This window comes from Candidatus Defluviibacterium haderslevense (assembly GCA_016712225.1).
GTDB lineage: Bacteria > Bacteroidota > Bacteroidia > Chitinophagales > Saprospiraceae > Vicinibacter > Vicinibacter haderslevensis.
This window is the reverse complement of record JADJRL010000003.1, coordinates 612,763-629,635: the sequence shown is the minus strand read 5'-3', so window position 1 is coordinate 629,635 and position 16,873 is coordinate 612,763. Positions and strand designations below refer to the sequence as shown.

The window sequence follows — 16,873 nt, the reverse complement described above, 5'->3', positions numbered from 1 at the left end:
GCACTTAAATACTATCAAATTGGCTTTGACAACAGCCTTAGGTGTGAATTTGGTAGCCTGAAAATCAATGTGCCCAATACTCTAAACGCTTAAAAGTATGGCGTTGATGTCTTGGTATGTATATATTTTATATATAAATTATTTTTTGATTTTTTAACTAAACTATTGATATACATATATTTAAAAGTTGTTTGAAATATTTTTAATAAGATATTAGGCATATTTAGCTTAATGTATTACCTTCGCATTGAACCTATAATATGTTCAATTTCAGGAGTATCAGAAATGTTCTGATTTATTGAATTTGAAATATATTAGAATCAAATTGGCAAATAAAGTTTTGTAATTAGAATATTGGAATATTAAGTCGGCTTATTAAAGGCTAATAAATATTACAGTATTTGTTAATATTAAAAATACCTTTTACCAAGTATATATTTGATATTAAAGCCTAACTACTTTTGCCTTCGGTTCTGTAGAGACATTGTTGTTCATTAAACCAAACTCATTTACTTCATAGGAATGAATTTGTTTTTCTGACACGATGGACAGATAACCAAGCCAATCCTTAGAGTAAATGATATAAACGTCTATCATTATTTTATTCAGATTGCGGTTATCTTCCCCAGAGACTTTTATTAGATTATAATTTTTAAAACCAAAATCATGAATAGTATGTTTAAAATTCTAGCTTTTCTACTGCTTTTATGCTTAAACCTAGGCGTAAATGCTCAAACTCGACCTGCTACTGTAACAGCAGACGGTCTTATTATTCTGGATGCTACAGCAAATGATGTTGCTCCTGAATATGTTGCGGATATCTCAAGATTCGGTCTTGCGTCATATCAGCAAGCAATCAATTATTTCCAAAAGTATATCAATGTTACTTCTACTAGAGGTATCACTTATACTTTCGATTTGAATGCTAACGAAATGCACATTTTCGTTAATACAACAAATCAATTCCTTGTACCTTTGTCAAACGTACCTTTAACTGTGAATAACTTTAACGAGGCTCTTCGCCAAGTTCACGAAGGACTTCTTAATTAATAAAATCTTAAAAAAAACCAAATCATGAAAAAACTATTATCAATCATACTTACTGTTATCGTATCAGTGAACTTAGTGTTAGCTGGCGGCGGAGGTGGTGGATCTATATTCCCTATCACAACTGGAATGAACGGATCAAAACCTGCTAAATATCCTTGTGCTGATCCAGGATGGAAAACTGCAAACTTAGTTGGAAACGTAGGTGTTCCTTTGACAACTGGTGCTTCAGCTTGCCCAACAGGTGGATGTACTAACCCAGGTTACTTTGCTCCATATTATGAAACATTCGCTTTCAAAAATACTTTATTGACTCCTCAGTGTATTAAAGTGGTTTGGACAGCAGCAGCAGCAGCTGGATGTAACATTACTTTTACATATATGGGTACTGGTCCAGTTTTGTTATGGACTGCAACTGGTGCTCCTTGTTATACTGATAACATGGGTTCTCCTGGTCCTGTATGTATGGGTACTAACGTTTCTTATGGTGTTGAAGTACCAGCTTGTTCTGACTTCACAGTATTCTTAGGAAACAATAACGGTGCAAGAAATACATTCAATCTTGACATTCAAAACGCTACTGGTGGAAAAGCTAGTATCGGTTGTGTTGGTGCTGAATGTTTGAAAGTACTTACTTTAGGTGGTACTCCAGTTCCAACTATGACTCAATGGGGATTATTCTTATTCGGATTAATCTTAATCACATTGGGAGTTGTTACTGTTTACAACATGTCTCGCAGAAATGCTAATGAGACTTCCGTTCGTTAAGCAAGTTTACGACAAAGCATTCTGGATATCTTGCTTCTTAGCAATCCTAGGGTGGATAATGATCTACTTAATCTGGGGTGAATATACTACAGCAGATATTATTGGAATGATAGTTACTGTCCCAATCTTAGCTTATCTCATTCATGTTCTCATGATTTTTAATAAAAATTAAGATAAGTTAGTATTATTAAAACATATAAAGGTCGATGTATTTTTGCATCGGCCTTTTTTTATTTAATCTAGTTTTAATCAATTATGTCTGCATTATTAGAAAGATGGAAATCAACTCAACCTGTGTATCGTTTTTTAATAGGGTTCATTGGAATGATGTTGGTTTTTTATATGGTTTACAAATCATCCCTTTATGAGACTTATATCATGACACCCCTGTTAAGTGGACAAGCCTTTTTAGCTAATGCGTTTTTGAACCTACTCGGATTCAAGACTCAAGCGATGGGAGATGGAATATTAGGGGAACAATTTCGAGTGAGTATTAAAGATGGTTGCGATGGCATGGAAGCTACAGCCATTTATGTTTTTGCGATTCTGGCATTTCCAATGGTAGCCTTAAAGGATAAGTGGAAAGGATTGATTACCGGTGTACTCATACTTGGCGTATTGAATATTATGAGGATAGCGGGTCTTTATCTTGCTGGCATATATTGGCCACAGGGATTTGAGTTTTTGCATTTGCACGGAGGTGTTGTTATTTTTATTATCATTGCTGTGTGCTTATGGTTAATTTGGGTTAATCAGATTTCATCAAAAACATAATCATTTGATATGGTAGCAATAGTTCGGTTCGTGATTATTTTTATCGTTTTATATGCGCTTTTAACTTTTTTGTCGGGACAAAAACCTGTAGCAAATACCATTTATCCGGCATTAAAATCGCTGACCACCTGGATCATAGAAATCTCACTCCCTTCTTCATTTATAGAATCTCAGGATGTGGTAAATGAACAAACTAAAAAACCTGAACCCGATAAAATGTATTTGGTATATGGCAATCCTATATTGATCAACAAAGCCATCGAAGAAGCAAAGCTTACCCACAATCAGTATGCTAAAATCCCAAGTTATTCTACTCAGTTTTTTCTGTTTGAAATGTTTATTGTACCACTGATTTTTGTTATTGCGTTATTTATAGGAAGTCCAATTCCAAATCATAGGAAATGGAAGGGATTGGGTATTTCATTGGCGATATTAATTTTATTTGTATTAACTAAAATCATCATTTTGACCTTATTTACGATCTCTAATTCTCAAATTGGGATTTATGAATTATCGGATAATATGATGAACTTTTTAAGCCGATTTATTTCGTTTTTAAGCTTGGGTTTAAGTATTTTTATAGGGTTTATGCTCTGGTTGATATTTGGTTTTAGATATAGTACCTTTACAAATGTATTCGAGTCGTTATTTAAAAGTAAATCCCTATAAATATCTGAGTTCTCAGTTGTTCCTATTTTTGTATCATTTAATCCAATTCACCTTCTAAACAACTAGTATTATTATGAAATCTAAGTATATGAAATTTTTAGTTTTTTTGATCATGATGTCCTTGAGTTTATCGTTTTGTAAAGTCAGCCATCAAATGACCCAACTTACAGAAAAGAAGTGTGGACAATATACCTATGGTAGAATTGAATTTAAGCGTAGCATTTCAACTGAAGAAAAAAATCAATTGGCCTTACAAGGATTATTGATTCAAGATTTTATTTTTGAAAATATTTATTTAGGACTATGGTATAAATCATGGGACAAAAAAAATTTAAATAAGACTGCAATCCGAACTTTAATTCCATTTTCGCCGGATGATAAATTGGCCGGAGGTCTTTTAGTAAGAGATATTAAGGCAGATGATAATAGCAATTGTCTTATTCTTATTCAAACTATTGGCCCTTTGTCCAAGGATGAATTAAATGATTATGGATTAATCATCTCAAGTAATGATGATTTTTATAAAATGGAAGTTCAAAAGAGAAATATATTACCTTTATTGGACCATCCTTGTATAAAGATGGTCAGTTTAGTTAAGGAGGACTATATTCATGACGCTAAAACCAATTAATATGCAGTTTTTAAAATTCATTTCTTGTGTGCTAATCTTTGTGGTTTATCATTCCATAAATGCTCAAAGATTATCCAATCCCTTTGAACAACCATTTGTACAAGCAAATGCAACAGATCAAGTCGATCATCAATATTATAGAATGGTTCAGTTTAAACACCTATTGTCACAAGAAGAGAAATTGGATTTGAGCCGCGAAGGTATATGGGTTGACGCTTATATTAGTGGTACAACATACTTATGTACGATACAACAAACTATTCAAAATCGGTCTACAAATAAATTAATGATTTCATCCTATGCGGTGGATCCGAAACAGAAAATGTCTGATGAATTTTCAAATGGTGTAGGATGTACAAATAATCCAAATTATGGTACCTACATCATTAAATATATGCCTCATATTAGTGATGCATTGTTAAGTTCCTTGTGTGATCAATCAGGTCTTCAATTGATTAAACAATCAAACCTGGATAGAATCTTTTATACGGATTATGATCCTAAAAAAGTTGCTGATTTAGCGAACTTACCTTGGATCGAATATATAGCCTGCAAACCTGCACCGGGTCAACCGGAAGATCGCGAAGGACGTTCGCTTCATAGGGTAAATCAAATTAGTGCTAATTTTAAAGAGAATTTATTTCTAGATGGGGAAGGTGTGTCCATTTGCGTTAGGGATGATGGCTTTGTTGGGCCTCATATTGACTTTAAAGGAAGAATCACCAATGATGTATATGGTCAGGATGGAACACATGGTGATATGACAAGTGGTATAGCTTGTGGTGCAGGAAATATTGATCCTTTAATTTCTGGTATGGCTCCTGCAGCTAAATTATTTGTGATTAATTATCAGGATGATTTCTTAGACCAAACATTAAATCTCCATCAAAAACAAGGTGTAGTTATAACTAATAATTCATACAGTAATGGGTGTAATGCTGGATATACGGCCATCACACAAATCGTGGATAAACAACTGTATGATAACCCCAATCTACTTCATGTTTTTTCTGCAGGAAATGCTAATGGATCTGATTGCGGATATGGTGCTGGAACACAATGGGGAAATATAACCGGAGGACATAAAATCGGTAAGAATGTAATCACTGTGGCTAACGTCATGATAGGTGGAACGATAGATCCAACTTCAAGCAGGGGACCGACAAAAGATGGCCGATTAAAGCCAGATGTATCGGCCAGGGGTAATGGAGAATTGTCCACCTTAAATGGTAATGCATATCAAGTAGGAGGTGGTACCTCCGCGGCATGTCCAGGTGTAGCAGGTACTTCAGCATTACTTTATCAGGCTTATAAAAAATTCAATGGACAAAATCCGGAAGCTGCTTTAATTAAAGCTACTTTAATGAATACGGCAACAGATATTGGTCCGATAGGGCCTGATTTTACTTTTGGTTATGGTATGATTGACGCATATAGAGCCTACAAATTGTTAGAAGAAAAACGATACCAAAAACTGAATATAAATCAACAAGAAATCAAAGAAATTGAAATCCAAGTTCCCCCTGGGATTGCAAAAGCTAAATTCATGATTTATTGGGCAGAAAAAGAGTCATCACTATTAGCTAAAAAGGTGCTCATTAATGATATCGATATGGAGGTTATTAATCCTACGGGAACCACAATATTGCCCCTAATAAGCAATCCTACGTCTGATCCAAATACCTTAGGTTTGGATGCACAACCTGGTATCGATACCTTAAATAATTTTGAGCAAGTAAGTATTTCTTTTCCCGTTTCAGGAACTTATAAAATTCGTATTAAAGGAAAGTTTTTACCGGATAATCAGGTACCCTTTTATTTATTGTATGAATTAGAAGACAAAGCACTCAGACTTACTTCCCCAATAGGTGGAGAAAAATTCACCTCGTTAGAATCTACGAACCTTTATTTTACAGCTTATGGAAGCGATAGTATAAAAGTGCGTTTTTCATCCAATGGCGGTAGAACCTGGTCCAATATAAAAAATTATTTGTCGGGTGTAAGGTTGGGAACTTGGACCGTACCACTTGGAATTAATTCTGATTCTTGTTTAATGGAAGTCATACAAGGTAATGAAATAGATCGAAGTGGATTTTTTACCATTACCAATGCGGTGACTGGAGTAAAAGCGAAGAAATATTGTCCGAATGAATTAATTCTAACTTGGAATAGAACCAAGAAAGATAGTTTTATTGTATATGCTATAGGTGAACAATTTATGTATCCATTTATGAAAGTCACCGATACATTCGCCATTATACCTATAGATGATCCAAGAAAAGATTGGTGGTTCTCAGTAGCAGGATATACTGGATCTGCATTGAGTAGAAGAACCAAAGCAATTAAAATTCCGGATACATTAATAGCTTGTACTATAACTGATGATATTTCAATAAGACCTACAAATGAATCGTTTGATAATACCTATGTCAGCTGTGGAAATCAAACTATAATTTATCCTAAGGTAACTATTCAAAATAGATACCGACATACGATTTCAAATTTTTCGATACAATATTATGATCAGAATAATTTAATATCAGAGCCTGTGACAAGTGTGTTGGATTATAATGATTCTGTTACAATCACGCTGAATAATGGTATACATCTTGATTTTAATGGCAAGAAAAATATTCCAATCTGGATACAATTAGCTACTGATCAAAACCCATATAATGATACAACTTCAATTACTGTTGATAATCGTTTGATCAATGATCCAATTGGCGTTTATCCTATGCTAGAAAATTTTGATCAGGTATCATTTCCTGCTACTTGGGAAGTGGTCAATGCAATACCAGCTTCTGCATGGCAAGTTAAGAGTCAGAAAAATAAATCAGGACAACCCAGTAATGTTATTCAATTTAATAATTCGGTATTTAATTATTTAGGATTTAATGTTGATTTTTATACGAATACTATAGATTTATCAACAGCAATAAATCCATATCTCTATTTTGATTATGCTTATCATAAACAATTAGAATATACGACCTACCATGACTCATTGTATGTAGAGGTACAAACCGTGTGTGAAGGTAAAACCTTGACTCAAAGAATTTTTGCATCAGGAGGCCCAAGTCTATATACAGTGGATACCAGTAGCAGATTCAATTGGGTTCCATTTGCTGCTTCGAACTGGCGAACTGTTGCCTATGATTTGAGTTCTTTCAAAGGTAAAAAAATCACAGTGAAATTTAAATATTTGAGAGGGTTAGAAGGCAATATGTTTATAGATAATATCCATGTAAAAGAAAAAACAAATGAAACTGAAGTTGTCCAATTAGGAAGAAATCTTAATGAAGTATGTACCAGTAAAGAAATCCTTTACAATACCGTTCAATTGCCAAGTGCAACTTATGCATGGGACTTTGGTGAGTATGCAATTCCTAGAACATCAACAGTTGCAGGACCAAATAGTGTACAATATAGTTTACCGGGAAAAAAGACCATTACTTTATCTGTGAAATATTTGAGTTTCACTTATGTTGATGTTAGACAGATTGAAGTATTTGGTAATTCTAATGCCAATTTTTCTTTTATTAAAGAGTTGAATAATGGTGTACGTTTTCAAAACAACTCAACTTACATCAAAGATGTATTGTGGGAATTTGGAGATAACAGCAGTAGTACTGAAATAAATCCAACTCATCAATTCCCTGCCGCGCAGAAATATCAGGTTAAATTGAGTAATACCAATGCTTGTGGTGCGTCTTTCAAGACACAAGAAGTGGACTTAACTCCTGTGTCCAATCAGGATGAATCCAAAACAAGTGTGCTGATCTATCCCAATCCAACACAACATCAGATGATGGTTAAAAGTAATGAGTATATTCATTATATTAAGATTAGTTCGATTACCGGAAAGACGATACGCACCATACATTTTAATAAACCTGAATATCAGATAGAACTCGATACTAAAATGCTAGCCAATGGTATGTATATATTGGAAATGAATAGTGGAATTTCCAGACAGACCGTGAAATTTGAGAAGACGGAATAGGGTAAATATAAAGTTAGTTTTTTTTTAAAGTAAAGTGAAACTAAAGAGGTGTTGCATCTTTAGAAACTTTATAATTTAAATTTAGGAAATTTAATTCAAGCAGCGTTTAATTTTTTATGACGTTTGTATAATTAATATTCCTAAGTTATGTTCAAGAATATAATATTTATTTTTATTTTAACATTTCAATTGTTTCTTGTCGAGGCTCAACCAAATATCAATTCAATACAAGTAAATAAATTGCGTCAAAATGGAACACCTAATATTGGGAATGATACCAATGACAAACCTTTTTTACAACTTGTTCAAAGTAATGGGAGCATCGTAAGTTTGATTAAAAAGTTTGATTTTTATATTTGTGTGCAAGATGCAAGAGGTGTTTTTTACAATACGCTTGATCCATTATACACCCATCCAGGGCCATTGTATGATAAACTTGATCCTTTTGATTCACTAGAGGCAAAGCATTTTAACAAATCTTGGCAAGTTTTTGATAGCGAAATTCAAAACCATAAAAAAGATTATTGGGATAATTCAATAATTGATAATCGGATTAATTCAATTTATTCTTGGCCTGGTAAAGGAAATCCATATTTTGAAAAGTATAATGGATTTAAATTAAAAAAACAAGATTATAATTTAGCACCTTTTTTTGATTATAACGGAGATGATATTTATAATCCTGATGATGGAGACTACCCAAATCATAATCGAATTCACATTAATGACATTAATATTAATCCAACAGTAATTTCTTGGTCCGTTTTTCATTTTTTACCGCCCAAAATTCCTTATAGTTTGGCTATAGAGTTTAATTTACTTACTTGTGCCTATCAATGTAGTGAAAATGATATTTTTGATCACACTATTTTTAATTCATTGTGGATTACAAATAGAGGTGATGAAGAATTATTTGATTTTAATCTATCGTTTTTAACAGATTTTGCATTAGGTTGTGAAGATGATGATTACATTGGATGTTCTCCTTCTACAAATTCATTTTACGGATACAATTCCAATAAAGTGGATGCTACAACTTCTATGTCATGTGATTTTGATCCTTTAAATTATTTTTTAAATGGATCTATAAGTTGTGTGTTTTTTACAGATCTTATGAGTACTTTTATGTATTATCCTGAATCGCCAACAAAAACAACTTTTCCATTTGGAATGAGCGGCCCTGAGTTAACAAATGAATATCATTATTATTCATTCGGATATTGGCGTGACGGGTCTAATTTGACTAATTTTGGGAATGGATATAATCCAGGGTCTACTTTATATTCACATTTTGCTTTTTCAGGAAATCCCAAATTATCAAATCAATGGAGTATGTATAAAGAAAAAATGCCATTGGAAAATTACAAAACGATTTCAAGTATACATGTTGAATATTTGTTCCCTGAACAAACAAAACAAATACATTATGCTTTCGTATATTCTCAACATCCTGGGGCAAATCATTTGGAAAACGTTGAAATTGCTAAGTGGGACGCTACTTTTTTACGCAGCATTTATGGTGTTTTTGATGGGTTTCAAGTAAAATGTAGTTCCGAGAAATGTTCAGATGATTGTCTTTGGAATGGGGATACAAATCGTGATGGAATTGTAAATCAAGAAGACTTGTACAATATTGCTGTTGGCTATAAATTATCAATAGGAAAAATAAGAGAGTATATTGATTCTTGGATTCCAAACGAATCTGAAAATTGGAATGTACATTTATTTGATTCAACGGATTTAAAACATGTTGACGCTGATGGAAATGGAACAATAGCATTTGATGACGTTAATATCATTAAAAGGTTTTTTGGATTTAAAAATTCAAATTTTAATGAAAACAGTTTGTGCAATCAATCCAACGAGCTTATTAAAATTAAATCGAAGTTAGAATCAGATACATTGCCCTCCATGAGATCAACTGATCTTTTATATATAGATTGGAGCTTTAGACATGACAGCATCATAGGTGTCAGTTTTGAAGTAAGTTATGATAATAAATTTGTTGAAGTTCTTTTGCCTGAGACATCCATTGAATATGGGATTAATAATTATGCTTTATATTTTAACGAAATTAGGAATAATAGGTTTGAAAAAAGAAATTATTTTTCTATGGCCATAACGAATAAAGACAGCAGTATTAATGAATTAATTAATACTAAAATCAAAATTCAATATTTGGGAAATAATACGGATGCGATACAATTCACAAAATTAAAACTAGACCAAATTAAAATATTAACCGCAGATGGTCAAGTTCATTGTTTAGGTAATGTTGAGAAATTATTTAGGTTAGAAAAATCAGTTGCTACAAAGGTTGACGAGCTAATTGGACATAACCCATTTATTTTTTATCCTAATCCAACACTAGGAATACTGAATTATAAATCGTTTGAAACTCATTATTCAAGGTGTTTGATATTTAACGCTATTGGACAATTAATAAAAGAAGAAAATATGTTGGATAGGGATAATATTGATATTACTGATCTAAATCCGGGAATCTATTTTATAGAAGTTGTTGCCGGAAACCTAAAAAGGGTATTTACTGTGATCAAAAGCGAATGAGGGTATCCAAGCCCAATTTTGAGTAATTTATCAGAAATATTATAAATGCAAATCTCCCTTTCGCTTAAGGAGTACCTCTTGTGATTCCTTTCTATCAGGATCCGGAACACAACAATCTACCGGACAAACAGCAGCGCACTGAGGTTCTTCATGAAATCCAACACACTCAGTACATTTATCAGGTACAATAAAATAGTAATCGTTGGAAACAGGGGTGTTTTTTTTATGAACATCTAAAGATTCACCGGAAGAGAGTTGGTAGAATCCTTGTAAGGTATTTCCTTCGGACATAGCCCATTCCATACCACCTTCATAAATGGCATTATTTGGGCATTCAGGTTCACATGCGCCACAATTAATACATTCGTCGGTAATTATGATTGCCATAGTTAGATTGCTTTATAAAGGCTTAAAAATGGTTATTTACTCAATTACTGGGTAAACATAATACTTGACTAAAGGTTAGGAATTTCGAAGATTTTTTAGAAGAAATATTAACTCTAGTCACTTTTGAAATCATAATGGAACAGATTTTTTAGGTTTTAACTTCAGATAAGCAATAAAAATATATTTATAAATTATTGAAAATTAATTCTTTAAAATTATTTTTTGATATTTTTTAAAATATTATATTAAATATATTTTGATATATAAAAAATCATTATATTTGCGCTGTATTTAACCCCCCAAAATAAGTAAAGTCGTTTAGACCAGATTGTCATTTAGCGTTTTAGATTATTCACAAACGCAGATTTATGACTTGTTCTAGACTTATTACACACATTACATGGATTTTATTTGTATTTGCATCTATTTTAAATGATTCAAATACCCTTCATGCACAATGTAATCAAGATGTTACTCCGCCTACCGTATTAACTTGCCCTTCCGATTTCGAAGTTTCGATAGATCAGGGAAGATGTACACCTTCATTATATTGGCCTATTCCGACTGCTACAGACGCCTGTCAAACTATTACCAATGGATTTACTAATTCTGTTGCATTCGGCAATTGGTCTTCAGCATCCAATGGAACAGGTGCCTTATTTACCAGTTTTGCTCCTGATTCCATAAGAATTAAGGGAACGAACACAGGTATTGGTTCCACCTATGCAGATTTTTGTATCCGTCCTCTTTGTAATGGTTCATTTAGTTTCCATTGGGCAGCTAGAAAGACAGGTTTTTCTACATCATTTGCTGGGGATCATGCCTTTTACTTGCTTAATGGTACGCCACATCAATTGACACCCAATAATAATGTTATTAATGCTTCAGGTGACGTCAAGGTTAATTTCGTATTGGGTGATGTATTCTGCTTTCGTGTTCTATCCAATAACCTGGGAGCACAAACTTTATTAACGATTAGTAATTTCGTATATGATGATTTATTGATCCAACAAATATTAGGCCCTACACCAGAAACATCTCCGGGTGCAGACAATGGGACACCCGTCCTAGCGGGGACTTATCCCGTTTCTTATTCCATAAAGGATTGCTCAGGGAATGAAAGCTTTTGCAATTTTACAGTTATATTAACGGATGCCCCACCAACCATAACTTGCCCTCCAAGTGTGGATATATTGTTAGATACCATGGATTGTAACCGGGTATTTTGTTACAATGTAGAGGGAAATGATAATTGTATTAATACAGGTTTAAATTTACCGGGTCTTCAGTTTATCGGAGAATATAATGGAAATACATATTATATATCTGATCCGGCCACTGCAAATCATGTACATTGGTTGACAGCTAATCTGCTAGCAGCTCAGGCGGGTGGTCATCTGGTCACCATTCAGGATGCAGCTGAAAATTCTTTTTTAACTAATAACATTCCTTTTGCTAATCCATTATTACCCGGGAATGGTATTGGATCCAATCAATATTGGTTAGGTATGCGATATTCACCAAGTCAAGGACAGTATAAATGGACTACAGGTGAGCCTGTCAATTATACCAATTGGGGATTGTTTCAACCTGGAGTAGTCCCAGGGGATTTCATATGGTTTTTAGATTTATTTAATTCAGGAACATGGTGGGATTCACCCTCATTGTTATTCAGAAGGTATATTGTAGAAATTGAAGGGGGTGTCCAAACTAAATTAGTATCTGGTATCCCTTCAGGGAATCCTTTTCCACCCGGAGTAACCACTAACGTGTATATGGTAACCGATGCCATTGGTCAAACATCGACGTGTAGTTTTGACGTAAATGTTATTGGTTCTACTAGTATTTCTTGTAAAAATATAAATGTATCCTTAGATCAAGATTGTCAGGTAAGGATAACACCTCAGATGTTATTGACCGGGCCTTATAATTGTTACGATGTGTTTGAAGTTAATTTAACACATTACGGAAAACCCATTCCTAACCCAATTGATTCGCATTACTTAGGTCAACATATCATAGCAACAGTAAGAGATCAGACAACAGGTAATTCATGTTGGAGTGATGTAATTATTGAAGACAAACTATCCCCTGAGATTATTTGTCGCAATGATACCATGAGTTGTTTTGAACTTGAAACAAGTGTTAATCCTGCTACAGTAGAAGATTGCAGCAGATATACAGTTACATTGCTTGATGAGCTGGTCCAGAATATAAGTTGTGATACTTATTACATCAAACGAGTCATTCGTAAATGGGTGTCTACAGATGCACAAGGTAACGTAAGCGATACCTGCAGTCAAAATATATTGGTAAGACGGCCAAATATTGATGCTATCGTTTTTCCAGAACAAAATATTATTTTGTATTGTCAGGACTCACTAAGAGTGGATGAAAATGGTAATCCTAGTCCATATATTACGGATATTCCTTATTTGGATAAAGTTGGGATTTGGCCAACAGTCAATTTTAATTGTAATCTCTATGTAGATTATACAGACCAGGATTTGGGAGAGATCGCATGTACACATAAGATCATGCGAACATGGCGAGTCAGAGAATGGTGGTGTAATCAGGAACTGATCAGAACCTTCCAACAATTTATACAAATCAAGGATATAGAGGGACCTATTATTACTCATGCGCCTTATGATTTTCATGCGACGACGAGTCATAAGTCATGTTATGCAGATATCGAATTACCACCAGTAGATGCTTATGATGCATGTCATAAAGTATTGCGAACAGATGTAGAATATCCAGGAGGAATATTGGTTAATAAAAATGGTGGACGAGTGTTATTGCCAGTAGGAGTGGATACTATAGTTTATCGAATCTATGATAATTGTTACAATGTGACGATAGATACTTTATTGGTAACCGTGAAGGACGAAACAGAACCTGTAGCGATCTGCGAAAGACGCACAGTAGTATCGTTGAATGATGCGGGAGTCAATTGGGTGCCTGCAGAAGTATTTGATGATGGAAGTTTTGATGAATGTCATTTGCATCATTTCGAAGTGCGAAGAATGGATGACAACAGATGTGGCATAGTTGGAGCAGATGATTGGGGTCCGGAAGTTGGATTTTGTTGTGAGGATGTAGGAGCATCATGGATGGTAGCGTTTAGAGCTATAGATGCGAGTGGAAACGCTAGTGTATGTATGGTGAGTGTGGAAGTTCAGGACAAAGATGTACCTACGATTAGTTGCCCACCAGATGTGTATGTGGATTGTCGATATGATATAGATATGGACCACTTGGATGCATCTTTTGGAAAGGTAGTAACGCGTCAGGAAGATCGGGAAAAATAATAATAGATCCAATTTATTGGAGTGAAATACATGGACATCCGGAAGATGGATTGGCTCATGATAATTGTGATCCTGTGGTACGGGAATTTATTGATTCATCATCCATCAATCAATGTGGAATAGGAACGATCATCAGATTATTTACAGTAACAGATCGTCAGGGCAATAGTGCATCATGTACCCAACATATTTCGATCACGAATCACCATCGTGATGGAAGAATAGGAATTATATGGCCAGAGAATTTTGACACATCGGGAATTTGTAATCCGGATTTGTTGATTCCAGAGCGATTGGCAGCACCATATAATTTACCAACATTCACGGATGATGAATGTAGTTTAGTAGGAATCAGTTATCACGATCATGTATTTTCACAAACGGTACCCGGGGATCCATGTTTTAAAATATTTAGGGTATGGAAGGTGATCGATTGGTGTTATCGGAATGATGCGGGAGATATCCAATTTTATATTGATACGCAAATCATAAAAATAAGTAATTTAGTGGATCCGGTTATTACGAAGCTATGTAGAGATACTACAATATGTACGTATGATGTAGAATGCAGACCGATCCCGATCCGATTAAGTATTGATGCCACAGATGATTGTACGGAAGCAACAGATTTATTATATCGATATAAAGTAGATTTGAATAGCGATGGAATTATAGATATCGTTAATGCATCCATAGGAGGAAATGTAGCGACAGGAACATGGCCATTGGGCAGACACATATTGAAGTGGGAAGTTGAAGATCGATGTGGGAATACAGCAATATGTCAATCTGTAGTGAATTTAATTAATTGTAAAGCACCAACAGCATATTGTCATCGAGATATCTCAGTCGGTTTAGTACCTATGGATTTAGATGGAGATGGGACAGCAGATACAAAGATGGTACAAGTGTGGGCTAGTGATATAGATGCGGGCTCAAGCCATAACTGCGGATATAAAGTAAACTTAAGTTTTAGCAAAGACACAGCAGACAAGTCAAGAATATTTACATGTAATGAAGTCGGACCACAAAATGTGGAATTATGGGTAACAGATATCAATGGAAATACATCTGTGTGTAAGACCGTGATCATTGTGTGGGATAATCCGGAGAATTTGCCAAAGTGTAATACAAACTTACAAGATGTTACAGTAAGCGGATTGATTAAGACAGAAGATGGAAAGAAAGTAGAATATGTAGAGGTAGAATTAGCACAAGCTGCCATTGGAAAAGTGAATACCAATTTTGAAGGAGAGTATGCGTTTGGTCCGATACCAACTGGAGGAGCGCATGAAGTAGTAGCGAATAAGAATGATGATTGGTTGAATGGAGTAAGTACGGCAGATATCGTTAAAATACAACGCCATATCTTAGGAATCGAAGTCATTAAAACGCCATACAGAATGATAGCTGCGGATGTGAATAAATCGAAGTCAGTAACAGCGAAAGATATCTCAGATCTCAGAAAATTAATCTTAGGAGTTACGAATGCGATACCTGGGAATACAAGTTGGAGATTTGTAGATGAGAATTTTACATTTAGAAATGTGAGTGAAGCGTTGAATGAAAACTTTCCTGAAAATTATCCGATCAATGTATTGAGCAGTAATATGAATGTAAATTTCATCGGAGTAAAAGTGGGAGATGTGAATCAATCAGCGAAGACTCGAGGAGTAAGTAATACCGTGATCAGAAGTAGCCAGGTATTGGATTTGAATTTTGAAAATCAAAGTGTGAAAGAAAATGATATCATAGAAATACCATTTTCATCAAACAATATATCAGAATTTGGAGGTTTCCAAATGACCTTAGAGGTGAGACCAGAGGCGATGGAAATAATAGATGTAGAAGGAAACAAATCCATACGATTTGGGGATGACAATTACTCGATGTATCATGAAGGATTAGGAAAGATAACGATCAGTTGGAATGGTCAGGCCGTGAATAACGAAAGATTGTTTACGCTTAAGTTAAGAGCAAGAACAAATGTTAAGTTGAGTGATGTGATCAGTATCAATTCATCAATCACACCAATGTTGGGATTTGATAAAGAATTGGAAGATAGCAGAATCCAATTGCGATCCAGTACAGGAGTAGCAACTGAATTTGTATTGTTACAAAACGAACCGAATCCATGGTCAACGACAACATCAATAGGCATGTTGTTGCCACACAAAGGTGAAGTGATGTTGACGATCTATGATGCGACAGGAAAAATATATTACAAAGAAGAGAAGACATTCAATAAAGGATATAATGAATGGATGATTGAAAAGACGCAAATAGAATCCAATGGTGTATATTATTATCAAGTAGATTTTGATACCAATACGCAAACCAGGAAAATGGTGATATTGAAATAGGTTAAATAAAAAAATGTTTCAAAAGCGATCTCTAGCGGGGATCGCTTTTTTTAATAATTAATTGTAGTTATTAAAAGTTAAGTTTGAAATATAAATATGGTAGTTTATAGAATGTTTATAAATACTAATTAGGCCTAAAGACTAAATGAACTAAGAAATAAATGCAAATAGTTAATAGGTTTGATACAACATTAAAAATATTTTACATTATAATTATCACATTTACAGTTATATATATATTATGTATAAAAATATATTATAATTTAATATAATATATAAAATAATTGCTATATTTGCATTGTATTTACACCTCCCAAAAGGTATAATTTCTAGGTTCATTACGTCA

11 protein-coding genes are annotated in these 16,873 nt (G+C 34.0%); 9 read left to right on the top strand and 2 right to left on the bottom strand.

All coding sequences use genetic code 11. The features are described from left to right. Nucleotides 1-444: 444 nt before the first annotated feature. Nucleotides 445-597 carry a hypothetical protein gene (locus IPK88_02695; protein MBK8242309.1) on the bottom strand — a complete coding sequence of 51 codons (153 nt, stop codon included), beginning with the start codon at nucleotides 595-597 and terminating at the stop codon, nucleotides 445-447. A gap of 69 nt (nucleotides 598-666) precedes the next feature. On the opposite strand from IPK88_02695, the gene IPK88_02690 reads away from it, so the two are divergent. From IPK88_02690 to IPK88_02660, 7 genes are all read left to right on the top strand, one after another. Next, on the top strand, nucleotides 667-1,050 hold the full coding sequence (locus IPK88_02690) for a hypothetical protein (protein ID MBK8242308.1): 384 nt from the start codon (nucleotides 667-669) through the stop codon (nucleotides 1,048-1,050). A 24-nt stretch (nucleotides 1,051-1,074) separates the two neighbouring features. Then, nucleotides 1,075-1,815, top strand: a complete 741-nt coding sequence (locus tag IPK88_02685) for a hypothetical protein (protein MBK8242307.1) — start codon at nucleotides 1,075-1,077, stop codon at nucleotides 1,813-1,815. A 255-nt stretch (nucleotides 1,816-2,070) separates the two neighbouring features. Further along, a complete protein-coding gene (locus IPK88_02680) occupies nucleotides 2,071-2,589 on the top strand; it encodes an archaeosortase/exosortase family protein (protein MBK8242306.1) in 519 nt (172 codons plus the stop codon). A 9-nt stretch (nucleotides 2,590-2,598) separates the two neighbouring features. Further along, on the top strand, nucleotides 2,599-3,258 hold the full coding sequence (locus IPK88_02675; protein MBK8242305.1) for a hypothetical protein: 660 nt from the start codon (nucleotides 2,599-2,601) through the stop codon (nucleotides 3,256-3,258). An 88-nt stretch (nucleotides 3,259-3,346) separates the two neighbouring features. After that, nucleotides 3,347-3,889: a hypothetical protein gene (locus tag IPK88_02670; protein MBK8242304.1), complete on the top strand. Its 543-nt coding sequence runs from the start codon at nucleotides 3,347-3,349 to the stop codon at nucleotides 3,887-3,889. 1 nt (nucleotide 3,890) lies between these two features. Continuing rightward, nucleotides 3,891-7,895: a S8 family serine peptidase gene (locus IPK88_02665; GenBank protein MBK8242303.1), complete on the top strand. Its 4,005-nt coding sequence runs from the start codon at nucleotides 3,891-3,893 to the stop codon at nucleotides 7,893-7,895. A 147-nt stretch (nucleotides 7,896-8,042) separates the two neighbouring features. Next, entirely contained in the window at nucleotides 8,043-10,463 is a 2,421-nt protein-coding gene (locus IPK88_02660) for a T9SS type A sorting domain-containing protein (protein MBK8242302.1), read from the top strand. Between the two features lie 39 nt (nucleotides 10,464-10,502). On the opposite strand, the gene IPK88_02655 is transcribed toward IPK88_02660, so the two are convergent. Further along, nucleotides 10,503-10,850, bottom strand: a complete 348-nt coding sequence (locus IPK88_02655; GenBank protein MBK8242301.1) for a 4Fe-4S dicluster domain-containing protein — start codon at nucleotides 10,848-10,850, stop codon at nucleotides 10,503-10,505. A 368-nt stretch (nucleotides 10,851-11,218) separates the two neighbouring features. On the opposite strand from IPK88_02655, the gene IPK88_02650 reads away from it, so the two are divergent. Further along, nucleotides 11,219-14,164: a hypothetical protein gene (locus IPK88_02650; protein ID MBK8242300.1), complete on the top strand. Its 2,946-nt coding sequence runs from the start codon at nucleotides 11,219-11,221 to the stop codon at nucleotides 14,162-14,164. Between the two features lie 74 nt (nucleotides 14,165-14,238). Beyond that, on the top strand, nucleotides 14,239-16,527 hold the full coding sequence (locus tag IPK88_02645) for a T9SS type A sorting domain-containing protein (protein MBK8242299.1): 2,289 nt from the start codon (nucleotides 14,239-14,241) through the stop codon (nucleotides 16,525-16,527). The last annotated feature ends 346 nt before the right edge of the window (nucleotides 16,528-16,873 follow it).